Here is a 17,670-nt window from a genome sequence, read left to right as displayed (position 1 = left end):
GCTGACACCGGTCGATACGTTTTTTTCTCATCTGCTCATTCATAGTCGGCGCCGTCTGCGGGGGATTTGCGCAAGGATATTTTTCGATTGAGCAATATCGGCCCGGCAAGCGTCTACAGTTGGACATAAGGGTCGGCGCGACTGCGGAACGCGCAAAGGTCTTGACGCCGACTATAAGAAGAGGGGGTGGGTGGTTTTGTCCTTTGGCATACCCCGTGAAAAACGCAGGCAACAGCGGGCTTTGAGCGGTACGACCCGGACACTGGCAAATATTGCTGGCCGACGTACGGCACTTTTTGGCGCTCGGGCTAGTCTTAGCGTGGATCGCGGTGACGGACGTCACTTCACCTGTCTACGCTATCCTTGTGCGAGACTCACGCAGGAATCCAGCGCAATATGAATGTCCTGATCGTTGATGACGAACCACTGGCTCGCGAGCGCCTAAGCCGAATGGTAAGCGAGCTCGAGGGTTATACAGTCCTGGAGCCCAGCGCCACGAATGGCGAAGAGGCGCTGGCGCTGATCGACAGCCACAAGCCGGATATCGTGCTGCTCGATATCCGCATGCCGGGCCTCGATGGCCTGCAGGTCGCTGCCCGTCTGTGCGAGCGCGAAACGCCACCGGCCGTGGTGTTTTGCACCGGCCCCGATGAATTTGCCGTGGAAGCCCTGCAGGCCAGCGCCGTGGGCTATGTGGTGAAACCCGTGCGAACCGAACATCTGCATGACGCCCTGAAACGGGCTGAACGTCCCAACCGGGCGCAACTCTCGGCCCTGACCCGTCCCGCCGCCGAAAGCGGTAACGGCCCGCGCAGTCACATCAGCGCCCGTACCCGCAAAGGCATCGAGCTGATCCCGCTGGATCAGGTGGTCTATTTCATAGCCGATCACAAATACGTGACCCTGCGCCATGAAAGCGGCGAAGTGCTGCTGGACGAACCGCTGAAAGCCCTCGAAGATGAATTCGGCGAGCGTTTTGTGCGCATCCACCGCAACGCGCTGGTCGCCCGCGACCGCATCGAGCGTCTGCAACGCACACCGCTGGGGCATTTCCAGCTATTCCTCAAAGGCCTCAATGGTGATGCGCTGATCGTCAGCCGTCGGCATGTGGCCGGTGTGCGCAAGATGATGCAGGGCCTCTGACCCGGTCTTCGCGCACGGTTTCACGTTCTTCTGCCGGGCATTGCAGGCCAGGGAGGCCACGCCGTTTCTGATTCAAGTCAAAGTGGATTTGGCTGAGCTGTTATTATCCGCCGTATCTATTCAGTACGGATTGATCCATGTCCTCTCGCGAAATCCGCATCGCCACCCGTAAAAGTGCGCTGGCCCTCTGGCAGGCCGAATACGTCAAAGCCCGTCTGGAAGCGGCCCACCCGGGCCTGCTGGTGACGCTGGTGCCCATGGTCAGTCGCGGTGACAAGCTGCTCGACTCGCCGCTGTCGAAAATCGGCGGCAAGGGCCTGTTCGTCAAGGAACTGGAAACCGCGCTGCTGGAAAACGAAGCCGACATCGCCGTGCACTCGATGAAAGACGTGCCGATGGACTTCCCCGAAGGCCTTGGTCTGTTCTGCATTTGCGAACGCGAAGACCCGCGTGATGCCTTCGTTTCCAATACCTATCAAAGCCTGGATGCGCTGCCTGCCGGCGCCATCGTTGGCACTTCCAGCCTGCGGCGTCAGGCGCAACTGCTGACCCGACGTCCTGATCTGGAAATCCGCTTCCTGCGCGGCAACGTCAATACTCGCCTGGCCAAACTCGATGCCGGCGAGTACGACGCGATCATCCTCGCGGCAGCCGGCCTGATCCGTCTCGGTTTCGAAGATCGCATCACCTCGGCCATCAGTGTTGACGACAGCCTGCCGGCCGGTGGCCAAGGCGCCGTCGGTATCGAATGCCGCAGCGCCGACACGCCAATCCACGCCTTGCTCGCACCGTTGCATCACGCCGACACCGCTTCGCGCGTGACCGCTGAACGTGCCCTCAACAAACACCTGAATGGCGGCTGCCAGGTACCGATCGCCTGCTACGCCGTGCTTGAGGGTGAGCAGTTATGGTTGCGTGGTCTGGTCGGCGAGCCGAGCGGTGGCAAGCTGCTCAGCGCCGAAGCGCGTGCGCCTCGTGGCGATGCCCAGGCGTTGGGTTTGCGAGTCGCCGAAGACCTGCTCGGTCAGGGTGCCGACGACATTCTCAAAGCGGTGTATGGCGAGGCAGGTCACGAGTGACTGGCTGGCGCCTGCTGCTGACGCGCCCTGCGGATGACTGCGCGGCGCTGGCCGAGGTGTTGGCCGGGCAGGGGATTTTCAGCAGTTGCCTGCCGCTTCTGGACATAGCGCCGCTGCCGGTCTCTGACAAGATACGTCAGGCGCTGGCGCAGCTGCCGGGTTGCAGCGCGGTCATTGTGGTCAGCAAACCGGCGGCGCGGATTGCGCTTGATCTGCTGGACGCTCATGGGCTTCAGTCGCTGTCGATGCCGTGGTTCAGCGTCGGTGCGGCGACTGCGCAGATTCTTCGCGATCACGATCTCGACGTACACTTTCCCGCCGACGGCGATGACAGTGAAGCCCTGCTGCAATTGTCGCGTCTGCGCGAGGCGGTCACCGGGCCCGGCGCGCAGGTGTTGATCCTGCGTGGCGAGGGTGGTCGCGAGCTGCTCGCCGAGCGCCTGCGCGCGCTTGGTGCTAGTGTCGAGTATCTGGAGTTGTATCGGCGTGACCTGCCGGCTTACCCACCGCAAGAGCTGCCGCGACGGATTGCTGCGGAACGCTTGAACGGGCTGGTGGTCAGCAGTGGACAGGGTTTCGAGCACCTGCGCCAGATGGCCGGCGATGCCTGGCCTGCGATTGCGCAGCTGCCGTTGTTTGTTCCAAGCCCGAGGGTCGCCGAGCTGGCACATGCCGCCGGGGCCCGAACAGTTGTGGATTGCCGCGGCGCGAGTGCCGCGGCTTTGCTGACGGCGTTACGGGAGCATCCCGTGCCCGTTCTCTAATGCAAAGGATGGATACGTGAGCGAAACAGCCTTGCCTAAAGATGATGTCCAGCCTGTGATTGATGCCCAGGTTGAAACTCCACCGCCGGCCAAAGAGCCGCGCCGAGGCAACGGACTGGCCATTGTCGCCCTGTTGCTCGGCGCTGCCGGCGTAGCGATCGGTGGCTGGGGTGTCTGGCAGGTGCGTCACCTGCAGAGCAACACCGCACAACAGTCAGGCCAGGTACAGGCGCTGAACGATCAGGCGCAGAGCCTCAAGCTCAACGAACAGCGCCTGACCGAGCGCCTCGCGCAACTGCCTGGTGCCGATGAACTCGCCGAGCGTCAGCGTCTGGTGACGCAACTGCAGGGGGATCAGCAGCGCCTCAACCAGCGTCTGGAAACCGTTCTCGGCGCCAGTCGCAAGGACTGGCGTCTGGCTGAGGCCGAGCATCTGCTGCGTCTGGCGAGTCTGCGTCTTTCGGCCTTGCAGGACATCAGCAGCGCTCAGGCGCTGGTGCAGGGTGCCGACGAAATTCTGCGTGAACAGAACGATCCCGGCTCCTTCGCCGCCCGCGAGCAAGTGGCGAAAACCCTTGTCGCCCTGCGCAGCACCGAGCAGCCGGATCGCACCGGCCTGTTCCTGCGCATCGGTGCCTTGCGTGATCAGGTCATCGAACTGACCGAGCTGGCGCCGGAGTACAAGGATCGCGGCGAATCGCTGCTGGGGCTGACCGCTGACGGCGATGGCGCCAGTCGCTGGGCGCAGTGGTGGGATCAGGTGTCGCGCTACATCCGCATCGATTTCAATGCCGACAAGAATGTGAAGCCACTGCTGGCCGGGCAAAGTCTGAGCCAGGTGCGTCTGGCCCTCAGCCTCGCGCTGGAGCAGGCGCAATGGGCTGCGCTCAATGGCCAGGCGCCGGTCTACACCCAGGCAATGACCGAGGCGCGGGACGTGCTCAAGGGCAATTTCAATCCGGATAATCCGCAGAGCAAAATCATGCTCGAACAGGTTGCCGAGCTGAGCCAGCAACCGGTCACGGTCAAGACCCCGGACCTGACCGGCACGCTGAGCGCGGTGCAGGCTTATCTGGAACGCCGCAACGTCAACGCTGAAGAATCGGTCAAACCGTTCGCCAAACCTGCCGCCAACACCGCGCAGGAGACCACGCCATGAAACGCCTGTATGTGATCGTGTTTCTGGTGATCGCCGCGACGGCGGCGCTGGGCCTGGCGATTGCCGAGCATTCCGGTTACGTGCTGGTTGCCTACAAGAGCTTTCGCTATGAATCGAGTCTATGGGCGGCGCTGGCACTGATCGCAGTGTTGTGGCTGCTGATCTGGGGGATCAAGGCTCTGGTCGAGCTGGTCATGGCCTCCAGTGGCGTGGTCAATCCGTGGTCGCGCCGTAACCGTAGCCGGCGGGTGCAGGTGGCCATCGAACACGGGCAGCTGGATCTGGCCGAGGGTCGCTGGGCCAGCGCGCAACGTCACCTGTCTCGCGCCGCCGAGGCCGAGCGCCAGCCGCTGTTGTATTACCTCGGCGCGGCACGCGCGGCCAACGAACAAGGCAAGTACGAAGAGTGCGATCAGTTGCTTGAACGTGCGCTGGAGCGCCAGCCGCAGGCCGAGTTGGCGATTGCCTTGAGTCATGCGCAGTTGCAGACCGATCGTGGTGACACCGACGGCGCCCTGGTGACCCTGCAAGCGATGCACGAGCGGCATCCGCATAACGTGCAGACCTTGCGACAGTTGCAGCGTCTGCATCAGCAGCGCGGCGACTGGTCGGCGGTGATTCGCCTGTTGCCGGAACTGCGCAAGGACAAGGCTTTGCCGCCAGCCGAACTGGCTGAACTCGAACGACGCGCCTGGGGTAACAACCTGTCGCTGGCGGCACACCGCGACGAGGACGGCAAAATTGGTCTGCAGTCACTCACCCGTGCCTGGGAGCAATTGACTTCCGCGCAGCGTCAGGAGCCGGCGCTGGTGCTGGCATACGCTGAACAACTGCGTCAGCTGGGTGCTCAGCTGGAAGCCGAGGAAGTCCTGCGCAGCGCCCTCAAGCGCAAGTACGACAGCCATCTTGCGCGTCAGTATGGGCTGGTGCGCGGCAGCGATCCGGCGCGTCAGTTGCAGGCCGCTGAAGGCTGGCTCAAGGAGCATCCGGCGGATCCGAGCCTGTTGCTGACCCTCGGTCGGCTGTGTCTGCAAACCAGCTTGTGGGGCAAGGCACGGGATTATCTGGAAAGCAGTCTGCGCGTGCAGCGCAACCCGGAAGCCTGCGCCGAGCTGGCGCGTCTGCTTGCGCAACTGGGTGACACCGAGCGCAGTAATCAGCTGTTCCAGGAAGGTCTCGGATTGCTGGATGAGCGTCTGCTGGCCGCGCCGTTGCCGGTGCCGGTTCACGCCTGATATCGCGAGGGAGCATGCTCCCTCGTCAACGTTCAGTGAGCGAAAAATTACCTGTGGCGGGCGTCTTGGGCAAAGTCCTACAACGGGATACACCTTTTCTTCTCGCGCCTGTCGGGTTTTCCCTACACTTCTGGTGAACTGTCGCCATGCACCTGCCTTGAAAGGCTGACAAGCTTTCCTCTACCGTAACTGCCTGTCTCCACTGTTACGGAAAAGCCATGTCGTTGGCCTGTTCACGCTCCTTGTTTTTCACGGCTTTCACTGCAGGCGCACTGGCCTTGGGAGCTTCCTATTATCTCGAATACGCGGTGGGGCTGACGCCCTGCAGCCTGTGCCTGGCGCAACGCTTCTTCATGGCGTTGCTGGCAGCCTGTTGCGGGCTGGCGGCGATCCATGGCCCACGGCGTGTCGGCCTGTCGCTCTATTGGGCTGCCGCGCTTGGCCTGAGCCTGGCTGGTACCACGGCGGCCTGGCGGCAGGTGCTGTTACAGAGTGATCCGCTGGTGCAAATGACCCGTTGCGCGCCCGATTCCGAAGCGCTGTTCAGCAACCTGCCGTGGTTGTGTGCAACGATGCGGATGTTCAAGGGTGGTGTCGATTGCGCGGAAATTTCCTGGACGCTGTTCGATTTGAGCATCCCGGAATGGAGTCTGCTGTTCTTTGTGGCGATGTCGATCCTGGCGGTGTACCAATTGCTGCGTCTGGTCTGGAGCGCCCTGCAACGACCGCTCAGCGGCGAAGCGTCGCACCGGGTGCTGGTCGGGGATTAAACACTTGTATGAACTTTATCTCCTGCGTACCTTGAAGCCATAGGCGTGCGGGCATAATCTGGCCCGCACGTGTCATTGGATTTATGTTGCTCGATGACGCTCTGCCCGGTCGGCCTCCAAGCGATAAAAGCCAGAAGTGGGGCGCGGGTGTAGAGCAGCATGACCCACAAGGGAAGAGAGATCGCCATGCTCGAAAGTTGTCAGAATGCTCAGGAACGCTGGGGTGGAGTTCATCTGCTGATCGACCGCTGGTTGCAGGAGCGTGAAGAACTGATCGGTGCCTACGACAAGTTGGGCGACAAACCACAGGCTCTGTCCGAGAACCGTAAACCCTTGCTGGAATTCTGCGGCGTGCTGGTCGATTACGTCTCGGCCGGGCACTTCGAGATCTACGAACAGCTGACCGGTGAAGCCAAGGCCTTCAACGACAAGCGCGGTCTGGAACTCGCCGAAACCCTCTACCCGCGTATCGACGTCATCACCGAAAAACTCCTCGCGTTCAACGACCTTTGCGATGAAGGCAAATGCGTCGCCGAGAAGTTCAAAGAACTGGGTGGCCTGCTGCACGAACGCTTCGAACTGGAAGACTGCCTGATCGAAGTGCTGCACACGGCACACAAGCAGGAAGATCCGGTTCAGGCCTGATTGGTTTTTCGAAAGCATGAAAAACGCGGTGCGCCGAAAGCGCACCGCGTTTTTTTATGCCGGCGAGTCGGCGTCGGTCAGCTCGTTGCTCCGCGCAATTCGACTTCAAACACCAACGGTGTGAACGGCGCGATCAGATCGCCGGCACCGTCGGCGCCGTAGGCCTGATCCGATGGAATCACCAGTCGCCACTTGGCACCCACCGGCATGTTCTGCAGTGCGGTGCGCCAACCGGCAATCACGCTGTCGAGGCTGAACCATTGCGGCTGAGTGTTCTGATCGAACACGGTGCCGTCCGGCAGACGACCGACATACAGCACCTGGACTTTTCCATCCGGGCCGGCCTTGGTGCCGGTGCCTGGTGTCAGCTCGGTCAGCAGGATGCCGTCGGCCAGTTCCTTCACGCCCGGCTTGGCTTTTTCGGCGGTAAGAAAACGCTGTTCGTTTTCCATCGCGGCATCGCTCGACGGCTGCGATGAGTGTTCGGCGTTCTGCGATTCATGATCGGCGAGGATCTGCTCGATCCGTGCTTCGCTCAGTGCCAGTGGCTTGCCTTGATAGGCCTGCTGCAAACCGTCGACCAGTGCTTGAATCTGCAGTTGCGGCACTTCTTGGCGCAAGCGTTCACCGAGGCTGGCGCCGAGGCTGTAGGCCAGATCGTGAGCATCGTTCGCGGTGGTTTTTTCCTCGGCCTGGGCCACGGAAAAAATCATCCAGAGGGATAAAAAAAGGTAGCGCGACATGGGCACTCTCCGTCCTGAGATGCGGGCGATTATGCCAGCGCGAAGGTCTGCAACGGTGAACTGCTTTTGTCTTTGTGCAGAACATTTTCGCTGCGTTGCAACGCAACGGTTTCGTTACTGTCAAGATGACCTAGCGGCGGTAACTGCAGAGGTCTAGTATGAGCCGCACTCACGTCAGCCAGGAGGTAAACCATGTCGGCCACCAAGAAGCCTGTAAACACTCCGTTGCACTTACTCCAACAACTCTCGGGCAGCCTGCTCGAGCATTTGGAAAACGCTTGCTCCCAAGCCTTGGCTGATGCTGAAAAACTGCTCGCCAAACTGGAAAAGCAACGCGGCAAGGCGCAAGAAAAACTGCACAAATCCCGCACTAAACTGCAGGACGCAGCCACTGCCGGTAAAGCCAAGGCGCAGAACAAAGCCAAGGCTGCCGTCAAAGAACTCGAAGACCTGCTCGATGCGCTGAAGGAGCGTCAATCCGACACGCGCGGCTACATCCTGCAACTCAAGCGCGATGCCCAGGAAAGCCTGAAACTGGCCCAGGGTGTCGGTCGCGTGCAAGAGGCCGCCGGCAAGGCGTTGTCTTCCCGCGCTGCCAAACCTGCTGCAGCGTCTGCGAAAAAAGCGCCAGCCAAACCGGCTGCGGCGAAAGCCCCGGCGAAAACTGCTGCAGCCAAACCAGCGGCAAAACCAGCAGCCAAGGCACCGGCTAAAACTGCCGCCAAACCTGCTGCAAAAACCGCAGTGAAAAAACCGGCTGCGGCGAGCGCTGCAAAACCGGCCGCACGTACTGCTGCTGCCAAGCCTGCAGCGGCAAAACCGGCTGCCAAGCCAGCGGCAAAACCAGCTGCGCGCAAAGCCGCTCCGGCCAAAACCGCTGCTGCCAAACCTGCTGCCAAAATCGCGGTTAAACCGGCTGCCAAACCTGCGGCGAAAACCGCCGCTGCAAAACCGGCAGCCAAGCCTGCAACCAAACCGGTCGCGACAAAACCCGCTGCCAAGGTTGCTGCCAAACCGGCGGCCAAGCCTGCCGCTAAAACCGCTGCCAAACCAGCGAGCAAACCTGCAGCAGCAAAACCTGCGACCGCTGCGGCCAAGCCTGCTGCCAAACCAGTAGCCGCTAAGCCAGCCGCCAAGCCAGCAGCAAAACCTGCCGCGAAAAAACCGGCCGTTGCCAAACCCGCTGCCGCCAAACCGGCGACTGCACCGGCTGCCAAGCCAGCCGCTCCGACGCCGGCCGCCGCACCGGCTCCAGCCGCTTCTACCTCGACCACCACGACTGCGCCAACGCCAGCCGCTGCGTCGAGCGTCAGCAGCAATCCGACCAGCGCTTCCTAAGTGCCGGTTGCCGCGACGCGCAGCACTTGCAGCGCGTCGCGGTTCGGGCTGGCGGCCGATCCCGTCAGACTCTCCAGCCACTCCCCCGACGCTGATGCGTCATCGCGCGGCCAATCCTGCGCAACCTGTTCCAGTTGCCACAGCAGATGCCGTTCGGCTTCCAGCTCCAATGCTTTCATTTGTTCTCGCAGACCCTTGAGTACCGGATCTTCCTCGGCCAGGGTTTTCCATTGAGTGCGCAATGCACGCAGTGGCTGCACCACCTCCGCATCCCAAGGCCCCACCAGCGTTTTCAACTGCTCCAGGCGTTGTTCGTCGCAGGCCACGCCACGTTGTTCCAACCACAGACCGCACAGCAGCAGGCAGACATTGGCCCCTGCCGTTTGCAGTTGCAGGCAGGCAGGTTCCACGCCCGGTCGGGCGTAGGTGGCAAGGGAAAAGCTCCACAGGTCAGAGGACATCGTGCTACTCGCGCCAGTTGTGAGCGAAGCTGGTAGACTCCGCCGCCATTATGATCCGACTTCAGAACCTGACTTTACAGCGTGGCCCGCAACGTCTGCTAGAAGACGCCGAGCTGACCCTGCACGCCGGCCACAAAGCCGGCCTCATCGGTGCCAACGGCGCCGGCAAATCCAGCCTGTTTGCCTTGCTGCGCGGCGAGTTGCACCCGGACTCGGGCGATTGCCTGCTGCCGGCCGACTGGCGGATCGCGCACATGCGCCAGGAGGTCGACACGCTCGAACGCCTGGCGGTCGACTATGTGCTCGATGGCGACCTGCGTCTACGCGAAGTGCAACGTGACCTCGCCGCCGCCGAAGCGGCCCACGATGGCACGGCTCTGGCCCGTCTGCACGCCGAACTCGACAGCGCCGACGGCTATACCGCCGATGCGCGGGCGCGCAAGTTGCTGGCCGGTCTCGGTTTCACCAATGAACAGATGGATCGTCAGGTAGGCGATTTCTCCGGTGGCTGGCGGATGCGTCTGAACCTGGCGCAGGCCTTGATGTGTCCGTCGGACTTGTTGTTGCTCGACGAACCGACCAACCACCTGGATCTCGACGCGATCATCTGGCTCGAAGAGTGGCTGAAAAGCTACCCGGGCACCCTGCTGCTGATTTCCCACGACCGCGACTTCCTCGATGAAGTGGTCGATCACGTGGCGCATGTCGATCAGCGCAAACTGACCCTCTATCGTGGCGGCTACACTGCGTTCGAACGTGCCCGTGCCGAACGTCTGGCCCAGCAGCAACAGGCCTACGAGAAGCAGCAGGCGCAACGTGCGCACATGGAAAGCTACATCGCGCGCTTCAAGGCCCAGGCCACCAAGGCCCGTCAGGCGCAGAGCCGGATCAAGGCCCTGGAGCGCATGGAAGAGCTGTCGGCGGCCCACGTCGATTCGCCGTTCGATTTCGTCTTCCGCGAATCGACCAAGATCTCCAGCCCGCTGATCGACCTGTCCGATGCACGTCTGGGGTATGGCGATAAAACCATCCTGGAGAAGGTCAAGCTGCAACTGACCCCGGGTGCGCGAATCGGTCTGCTCGGGCCGAACGGTGCCGGTAAATCGACCCTGATCAAGAACCTCGCCGGTGAGCTCGAGCCGCTGGCCGGGCGTCTGACCCGTGGCGAGAACACGGTGGTTGGCTACTTCGCCCAGCATCAGCTTGACTCGCTGGATGCCAAGGCCAGCCCGCTGCTGCACCTGCAGCGTCTGGCACCGACCGAACGTGAACAAACGCTGCGTGACTTCCTCGGTGGTTTCGACTTCCGTGGCGCGCGTATCGACGAACCGGTGCTGAATTTCTCCGGTGGCGAGAAAGCGCGTCTGGCGCTGGCGTTGATCGCCTGGGAACGGCCGAACCTGTTGCTGCTCGACGAACCGACCAACCACCTCGACCTGGAAATGCGCCTGGCGCTGACCATGGCGCTGCAGGAGTTCAGCGGCGCGGTACTGGTGGTGTCTCACGATCGGCACTTGCTCAAGAGCACCACCGACAACTTCTACCTGGTCGCGGACGGCAAGGTCGAAGAGTTCGATGGCGACCTCGAAGACTACGCGCGCTGGCTGGTGGAATACCGTCAGCGCAACGCCCCGGTCAGCAACACCCCGGTCAACCCGGACAAGACCGACAAGAAGGCCCAGCGGCAGGCCGCTGCTGCGCTGCGTCAGCAACTGGCACCGCACAAGCGTGAAGCCGACAAGCTCGAAGCCGAACTGGGCAAGCTCCACGAAAAACTCGCCAAGGTCGACGCCAGCCTCGCTGACAGCGACATCTACGAGCCGGCGCGCAAGAACGAGTTGCGCGATCTGCTGGCCGAGCAAGCCAAATTGAAGGTGCGCGAAGCCGAGCTGGAAGAGGCGTGGATGGAGGCACTCGAAACGCTGGAAAGCATGCAGGCGGAGCTGGAGGCGTTGTCCTGATGGATGCGTTTCAGTGGCCGCTGCCGGCGGTGTGGGTCGAGCCGATCTGGCTCGGTGTGCAGATTCTGCTGATCCTGCTGGCCGGTTATTTCGCTCAGCGTGTCGTCGCGCGATTCCTCACCCGCCTGGGTGAGCGCTATCCGTTTCCGCCGCAGCTGTTGATGCCGCTGCGTGGCGTATTGCGCTGGCTGATCATGGGCAGCGCGGTGATCTTTGTGCTGGAGCGGCTAGGCGTGTCGGCCACGGTGTTGTGGACGGCGCTGTCGGGGTTCGTCGCGGTGGCGGCGGTGGCGTTCTTCGCCATGTGGAGTGTGCTGTCGAACCTGCTTTGCGCGATTCTGATCTTCACCGTCGGCCCGTTCCGTCTCGGCGATGTGGTGGAGCTGGTGGATACCACCGACAAGCCCGGCGTCAAAGGCCGGGTGGTGGCGATCAATCTGCTTTACACCACGTTGATCGAAGCCGAGGAGCTGGGGACTGGCAGCGCCATGGTGCAGGTGCCGAACAGTTTGTTCTTTCAGCGTTCGGTGCGGCGTTGGCGCGGGACGGATGTGTTTCCCTCGAGCGGTTTCGAGAAGTAAATTTTACAAGCAAGATCAAAAGATCGCAGCCTGCGGCAGCTCCTACAGGGACCGCATTCCTGTGTAGGAGCTGCCGCAGGCTCGGGCCGCGATCGGACGATCTTTTGCTTTTAAGCCCAAACCGCATTAGCTTTGACGTCTGTCACGATTCAGAGTCGAGGTGTGCGATGGAGCTTCAAACATGGCTGGCATTCTTTGCCGCCTGCTGGGTGATCAGTCTGTCCCCGGGCGCGGGCGCCATTGCGTCGATGTCCAGCGGTCTGCAATACGGTTTCTGGCGCGGTTACTGGAACGCCCTCGGCCTGCAGATCGGCCTGGCAGTGCAGATTGCGATCGTTGGCGCCGGTGTTGGCGCAATTCTCACCGCCTCGGCCACTGCGTTCTATGCGATCAAATGGTTTGGCGTGGCCTATCTGGTCTATCTGGCGATCAAGCAATGGCGCGCACTGCCCATGGACATGAGCGATGACGCGGCGGTGCGACCGATCGGCAAGCCGCTGGCGCTGGTGTTCCGTGGCTTTCTGGTGAACATCAGCAACCCCAAGGCGCTGGTGTTCATGCTGGCGGTGTTGCCGCAGTTCATCAATCCCCATGCACCGTTGCTGATTCAGTATGTGGTGATCGGGGCGACCATGATCTGCGTGGACCTGATCGTCATGGCCGGCTACACCGGCCTCGCGTCGAAGGTGCTGCGCCTGTTGCGTACACCGCAGCAGCAGAAACGCATGAACCGCACCTTTGCCGGGCTGTTCATCGGTGCGGCGGCGTTCATGGCGACATTGCGTAAAGCGGTGGTGTAAAAGCTTCGGCCACAAAAAAGGCGACCTCTTGAGGTCGCCTTTTTTTATCCGCCAAGACTTTGGAGTGACGCTCAATTGTGGCGAGGGAGCTTGCTCCCGCTTGAGTGCGCAGCGCTCACAAGCTTTTGGGTCTGCTTCGCAGCCCAGCGGGAGCAAGCTCCCTCGCCACAGAACGCGTTCAGCCAAGAGTCAGTGCAAAATCACCGGCGCGGTATCACGCGGCAGATTGTTGCGCTGCTGCGCCTCACGCGGCTGCTCGTAACCGCCGCCACCGAGCTGCATGCTCAGCTGTCCGGCCACGTCCTCACCCAGCGCTTTCGACACTTCACGCACCACCCGAGGGCGGTTCAGCGAGATCTTGATGTCGCGACCGTTCACCAGTTTGGTGTCCTGCGCTTCGCCCATCGCCGTGAAGGCCGAAGTGATCTCGTAGGTCTTGGTGTTGATCAGGCTGAAATCCGCCACCAGCGTCAGGCCGAGCACCGCCGAGTAGCTGTCGGTATGCGCCAGCTCGTTCATGTCCTGGGTGAAGTCGATGTCCGACACGGTGCCGAACAGCACATAGTCGGCACCCTTGAAGTTGCCGGCCTTGATGCGCTTGATCACGTCGTAGACGTCACCCTTGGACGCCGCCGTGTACGGCGTGCCCTGCACCAGCTGGAACATCCCGGTGCGCAGGATTTCACCTTTGATGTCGCCGGTGAATTTACGCAGTTCACCCTGTTCGATGTAGCTGGTGGTCGCTTCCAGCTCGTTGTAGTTCGACGAACCACTGGAGCTGTAGTAACCCTCGCGGTAATTGTTCTGCGCCGAAACGATGTGGATGTACTGCTCCACACGCTCCTGATACGCCAGATCCGTCACCGCGACTCTCGGGGCCGCTTGCACGCTGAACGCGCAAGCCAGGGCCATCATGCCAATCCATGCGCGCATCAATTAACGCTCCGTGGTTTTGCGGATCTCTTTTTCGTCCATCCACTCGGCCAGACCGCTTTCAACGTCGATCAGTTGCAGGCTGAATTTGTAGAAGACGTCCTTGTAGTCGCTGCTGCGCTTGACGATCGAGCTGATCGAACCTTCCAGACGGTATTTGGCGGCGATCATGTTGCCAGTCTTGGCCACGGTGCTCTTCTTGTACAGGCCGCTCTGGTTCTGCAGCTTGAGCTGGTCCACCTGGCTCTGCATCGCGGTGTTGTCGCTGGCGAAGCGGGCGGTGCCGGACTTCATCAATTGAGTCTTGATGCTGGTGGTGATTTCGCGGGTATCGATGTACTCGCTGGTCTTGTTCTTCACGTCGTAAACCTGCACCACCGGGCGGCCCTGCAGAATGCCGGACTGGGCCAGCGAGCGGGTCATCGATTCGGCGATCATTTGCAGGTCGGTCGAGCCGAATTCGTTGGTCACGGTTTCAACCGCTTTGGTGTCGCCGTAGCTGATGTTCTTGCTACCCAGGGTCGGCGAGGTGTTGGCGCAACCGGAAGCCAGCAGGGCGAGGACAGCGATCAGGGAAAAGCGTGCAAACATGGGAATGCTCTCTAAAACAGGAATAGGGTGGCGGACTTAAGGTGTCTTCAGTTCGAGACGGAAATCCACGGCTTTCGGGGTCGGGGCGATGCCCTGGATAAAGCTGGTCTGGGCGCCGTACATCATCTGGCTCTTCCAGACCTCTTCCTCGGCGATCGGGAAACCTTCCGCACCGAGCCAGGCGAAGCGGTAGTAGAACGTCTTGTTGCTGTTGAGGGTGTTGGTCAACTGCACATTGACGGTCATGAAGCCGTTCTCACGGGCGACGCGCATGGCGCCAACCGCGATGTGTTTCTGCGGGCCCATGGCCACGACCTTGCTCGCGGCGCTGCCCGGCTCCGGTGGTGGCGGGGTGGCGCAGCCGCTGGCCAGGACGGCGAGAGCGGCAACGGCGAAGAGTTTCAAGCGCATGCAAAGACTCCGTTCTTAAGGTTGTTTGAGGCTGGCGACGTTAGTCGCGCCGGCGCTCGGGATGACATGGGCGGCGACGCCACCGGCAAACACCTGATTGCCCACGGCACGCAGGCTGATCACTTGGTAGCGCTGATCGACGGTGACCTTGACCAGCGAACCGCCGACGGCGCTCGGCAGACTGACTTGGTGCTCGCCTTTCTTCACGCGCAGACGCACCACCTGGGTGTTGTCCGGCAGGGTGCGCCACGTACGGGTATCGGCACCTTCCAGCACAGCTGAAGAAATACCCACGGCGAGGCCGGCCAGCGGGTTGGTTTCGTTGATCTTCTTCTGCGCCACGCCTTTGGTGATTGCGCGCACGGTGGTGCGCACAATGATCCCCGGCATGTCATCGCGCAGGGCGCGGCGCGACATGGCGGTGGTGCTGTTGAGGGCGGTCAGGTTGACTTGCTGGCCATCGACGCCAATCTGCGCGAACGGCGCAGTGGAGGTGTCAGGCTTGATGATCGGGAACGACAGTGGAGTGATCACCACATTGTTGGAGATCGGCAATGGCAGCGGCACGCGGATCGAATCACGCGAGGGTGCCAGACCGCTTTGCACCACGATCAGGATGTCGCTGTCGTCGGACTTGCTCGGCTTGTCGAGGTTGACCAGCGCCTGTTCCAGCAACGGCGTGTTCGGACGCAGTTCGGCGGCCTTGCGGTAGCCCGGTGCAGCCAGGTCCTTCTCGCCCAGGGCTTCGTAGACGAAACCGGCCAGGTAATGGCTGAACGCACTCTGGTAGCTGTTTTTCAGGCCGACCACTTCCGGCGCGTCGAGGCTGGCGACCGGGTAGCCTTGCAGATCCTTGTACTGGGTCTTGATGCCTTCTTTCTCGGCCTCTTCCTCGCTCTTGAGGTATTCCTTGTCGCGCAGGTCAGCGATCACCGCTTCACGTTCGTGAGTTTTCTTGATCGCGGTGCGGGCGCCGTCGAAGTCGTTGACGGCCAGCAGGTTGAGGGCCATCTGCGTGGTCAGCATGACTTTTTCGTAGTCGTAGCCTTCGTAGCGACGCACCTTGTCGTTGACCAGGAAGCTGCCGAACTGCGCCAGGTATTTACCGGTATCGAGCTTGACCGAATCTTCCCACTGGCCAACCACCTGATCAGCGCTGGTCCAGGCATTCTGGCTGCCGGACAGGTCGCCCTTGGCGCGCAGCAACTCACCTTTCTCGAAGTAATAGAGCAAGTCTTTGTCGGGGCCGGTGTTGTTCTTTTCCAGCAGGGTCAGCGCGGCGTCGACGTTGCCGGATGCCAGTTGCTGATTGGTCTGGGCCAGTTCCGAATCGTAGTTGCGGAACGCCGAACAGCCGGACAGCAGAGTGACAGCGCTGAGCGCGATCAAGGTGGGAGTGCGCAATGCCATGGGGGTACTTCTTCCCTGAGCTAGTAACTGCATCAGCCGCCGGTGCTGGTCGGGCTGGTGTGACCCATCGACAGTGGCGCTGGCCTCCTGCCAATTCCTCATAACCAGAGGAGCTTTTATGCCGCGTCGCGATAGCGCGGGCGCGGCATTATAAGCAGGCGATGCTGGCCATGTAATAGCTTTTTAATCGCACTTGTTAGTTTGGTGCCATTACTTATTTCAGAGCGGATACGCGACTTCCCAGCGACGTTGCGGATTGAAATGCGCTGCCGTTCGCGTAAATCCGCTCGCCCAGCACGCGCAGGCCGATCATCTGGCGATTCTGGTCGATGCGGATGTTCAGTGGAGCGCCTGACGTGTTCGGCAGGCTGATCTGGTGTTCGCCCTTTTTCAGACGCAGGCGCACGACCTGTGTCAGGTTGGGCAGGGTGCGCCAAGTGCGGGTGTCGGCCTGCTCGAAACCATCCCACTGGGTGACGTACGAGGCCTTGGCCGGATTGCGGCGATTGTCGGTACCTTGAACGTCCGCCGCGAGGAACGCCCGGTAGGTGGTGCGCTGGATAATCCCGGGCATGTCGTCACGCAGTGTGCGCAAAGACATATCGGTGATGCTGTTGACCGCGATCAGCTTTTTCTCGCGACCGTCGATGCGGACCTGATTGAACGGCGCGGTGGAGTTATCCGGCACCATCACCGGGAAGGAAATATTGGCGACGATCACCTGGCCGTCCTTGAGTTGCACCGGATACGGTACCCGCACCGAACTGCGGGCCGGTGCGAGACCACTTTGCACGATGATCAGCACATCGCTTTCGTCGGCCTTGAGTCCGGGGCTGTCGAGGTCGCGCAGTGCCTGTTGGAAAAACGGCATGTCCGGGCGCAGTTCGATGGCCTGACGATAACCGGGCGCCGCCAGGTCTTTTTCGCCGAGCGCCTCATAGGTGAAGCCGGCGAGGTAGTGACTGAAGGCGCTCTGGTAACCGTTTTTCAGGGCAATCACTGCCGGGGATTCGAGCATCACCACCGGATAACCCTGCAGGTCCTTGTAGTGCACGCGCGCGCCCTGGGCCTTGGCGGCTTCCTCGACCTTTTCGTATTCCAGTTCCCGTTGCCGGGCGATCAACGCTTCGCGTTCGTGGGTTTTCTTGATGTCGGCACGGGCGCCGTCGAAGTCATTCACCGCCAACTGGTTGAGAGCCATTTGCGTGGTCAGCATGACTTTTTCATAGTCGTAGCCATCGTAGCGCCGCAGCTTGTCATTGATGATGCTGCCCCATTGATTGCCCATCGCCGCGAGCAACTTGTCGCCGGTGGTTTCGATCGTGTCCTGACGTTCGATGATCATCTGCTCGGCGCTGCGCCAGGTTGTCTGGCTCTGCGGCAGTGCGCCGCCAGCGCTGAGTACGGCGCCTTTTTCGAAGTAGTAGAGCAGGTCTTTTTCCGGGTCCGGGTTGTGCGCTTCGATCAGCGTCAGAGCACCGTCGATGTTGCCGGCCTTGAACTGGTCGGTGGTCTGTTGCAGTTCCAGGTCGTAATTGCGATATGCACCACAGCCGTTGAGTTGCAAAACGGCGGCAATCAACAGCGGCAGCAGCAAGCGATGGCGCATGAAGAGGTTCATCCTTGAGCGGGTAATACGGCAGGTG

At 61.3% G+C, this 17,670-nt stretch carries 18 protein-coding genes; 11 read left to right on the top strand and 7 right to left on the bottom strand.

The features are described from left to right. The first annotated feature begins 396 nt into the window (after positions 1-396). The 7 genes from ACIP8I_RS10710 (at position 397) to rsd (ending at position 6,795) form a co-directional block, all read left to right on the top strand. Entirely contained in the window at positions 397-1,143 is a 747-nt protein-coding gene (locus tag ACIP8I_RS10710; protein ID WP_003229385.1) for a LytTR family DNA-binding domain-containing protein, read from the top strand. Positions 1,144-1,280: 137 nt separating this feature from the next. Continuing rightward, positions 1,281-2,222: a hydroxymethylbilane synthase gene (gene hemC, locus ACIP8I_RS10705; protein WP_400760874.1), complete on the top strand. Its 942-nt coding sequence runs from the start codon at positions 1,281-1,283 to the stop codon at positions 2,220-2,222. Further along, positions 2,219-2,986 carry a uroporphyrinogen-III synthase gene (locus ACIP8I_RS10700; protein WP_400760872.1) on the top strand — a complete coding sequence of 256 codons (768 nt, stop codon included), beginning with the start codon at positions 2,219-2,221 and terminating at the stop codon, positions 2,984-2,986. Before hemC ends, ACIP8I_RS10700 begins: the two co-directional genes overlap by 4 nt. 16 nt (positions 2,987-3,002) lie before the next feature. Further along, on the top strand, positions 3,003-4,145 hold the full coding sequence (locus ACIP8I_RS10695) for a uroporphyrinogen-III C-methyltransferase (RefSeq protein ID WP_333989203.1): 1,143 nt from the start codon (positions 3,003-3,005) through the stop codon (positions 4,143-4,145). Further along, a complete protein-coding gene (locus ACIP8I_RS10690; protein WP_400760869.1) occupies positions 4,142-5,380 on the top strand; it encodes a heme biosynthesis protein HemY in 1,239 nt (412 codons plus the stop codon). Before ACIP8I_RS10695 ends, ACIP8I_RS10690 begins: the two co-directional genes overlap by 4 nt. Before the next feature lie 218 nt (positions 5,381-5,598). Further along, positions 5,599-6,150, top strand: coding sequence for a disulfide bond formation protein B (locus ACIP8I_RS10685; RefSeq protein WP_400760866.1), 552 nt, complete (start codon positions 5,599-5,601; stop codon positions 6,148-6,150). Between the two features lie 186 nt (positions 6,151-6,336). Continuing rightward, entirely contained in the window at positions 6,337-6,795 is a 459-nt protein-coding gene (gene rsd / locus ACIP8I_RS10680) for a sigma D regulator (protein WP_183783004.1), read from the top strand. Between the two features lie 77 nt (positions 6,796-6,872). Here the strand turns inward: rsd and ACIP8I_RS10675 are convergent, their stop codons facing one another. Continuing rightward, complete coding sequence (locus ACIP8I_RS10675; RefSeq protein WP_400760864.1) at positions 6,873-7,538, bottom strand: FKBP-type peptidyl-prolyl cis-trans isomerase; 666 nt, start codon at positions 7,536-7,538, stop codon at positions 6,873-6,875. 192 nt (positions 7,539-7,730) lie between these two features. Here ACIP8I_RS10675 and ACIP8I_RS10670 point away from each other — a divergent pair, with 192 nt between their 5' ends. Further along, on the top strand, positions 7,731-8,876 hold the full coding sequence (locus ACIP8I_RS10670) for an AlgP family protein (RefSeq protein WP_400760862.1): 1,146 nt from the start codon (positions 7,731-7,733) through the stop codon (positions 8,874-8,876). Here ACIP8I_RS10670 and ACIP8I_RS10665 read toward each other — a convergent pair. Further along, complete coding sequence (locus ACIP8I_RS10665; RefSeq protein ID WP_400760859.1) at positions 8,873-9,337, bottom strand: TIGR02444 family protein; 465 nt, start codon at positions 9,335-9,337, stop codon at positions 8,873-8,875. The two genes, ACIP8I_RS10670 and ACIP8I_RS10665, sit on opposite strands and share 4 nt — an antisense overlap. Positions 9,338-9,387: 50 nt before the next feature. Here ACIP8I_RS10665 and ACIP8I_RS10660 point away from each other — a divergent pair, with 50 nt between their 5' ends. From ACIP8I_RS10660 to ACIP8I_RS10650, 3 genes are all read left to right on the top strand, one after another. Beyond that, positions 9,388-11,298 carry an ATP-binding cassette domain-containing protein gene (locus ACIP8I_RS10660; RefSeq protein WP_400760856.1) on the top strand — a complete coding sequence of 637 codons (1,911 nt, stop codon included), beginning with the start codon at positions 9,388-9,390 and terminating at the stop codon, positions 11,296-11,298. Beyond that, entirely contained in the window at positions 11,298-11,879 is a 582-nt protein-coding gene (locus ACIP8I_RS10655) for a mechanosensitive ion channel domain-containing protein (protein WP_400760854.1), read from the top strand. Before ACIP8I_RS10660 ends, ACIP8I_RS10655 begins: the two co-directional genes overlap by 1 nt. A gap of 167 nt (positions 11,880-12,046) precedes the next feature. Beyond that, on the top strand, positions 12,047-12,679 hold the full coding sequence (locus ACIP8I_RS10650) for a LysE family transporter (RefSeq protein WP_400760852.1): 633 nt from the start codon (positions 12,047-12,049) through the stop codon (positions 12,677-12,679). Positions 12,680-12,868: 189 nt separating this feature from the next. Here ACIP8I_RS10650 and ACIP8I_RS10645 read toward each other — a convergent pair whose 3' ends face one another. From ACIP8I_RS10645 to ACIP8I_RS10625, 5 genes are all read right to left on the bottom strand, one after another. Then, complete coding sequence (locus ACIP8I_RS10645; RefSeq protein WP_400760850.1) at positions 12,869-13,612, bottom strand: penicillin-binding protein activator LpoB; 744 nt, start codon at positions 13,610-13,612, stop codon at positions 12,869-12,871. Between the two features lie 3 nt (positions 13,613-13,615). Next, positions 13,616-14,203, bottom strand: a complete 588-nt coding sequence (gene lpoB / locus ACIP8I_RS10640; RefSeq protein WP_003229365.1) for a penicillin-binding protein activator LpoB — start codon at positions 14,201-14,203, stop codon at positions 13,616-13,618. A gap of 36 nt (positions 14,204-14,239) precedes the next feature. Next, positions 14,240-14,614, bottom strand: coding sequence for a YcfL family protein (locus ACIP8I_RS10635; RefSeq protein ID WP_198758798.1), 375 nt, complete (start codon positions 14,612-14,614; stop codon positions 14,240-14,242). Positions 14,615-14,629: 15 nt separating this feature from the next. Continuing rightward, complete coding sequence (locus tag ACIP8I_RS10630) at positions 14,630-16,024, bottom strand: COG3014 family protein (protein WP_400760847.1); 1,395 nt, start codon at positions 16,022-16,024, stop codon at positions 14,630-14,632. Positions 16,025-16,238: 214 nt separating this feature from the next. Further along, a complete protein-coding gene (locus tag ACIP8I_RS10625) occupies positions 16,239-17,633 on the bottom strand; it encodes a COG3014 family protein (protein ID WP_400760844.1) in 1,395 nt (464 codons plus the stop codon). Positions 17,634-17,670: the final 37 nt, after the last annotated feature.

It is taken from the genome of Pseudomonas sp. NPDC088414, assembly GCF_044753325.1.
GTDB lineage: Bacteria > Pseudomonadota > Gammaproteobacteria > Pseudomonadales > Pseudomonadaceae > Aquipseudomonas.
This window is presented reverse-complemented; position numbering and strand designations above follow the sequence as displayed.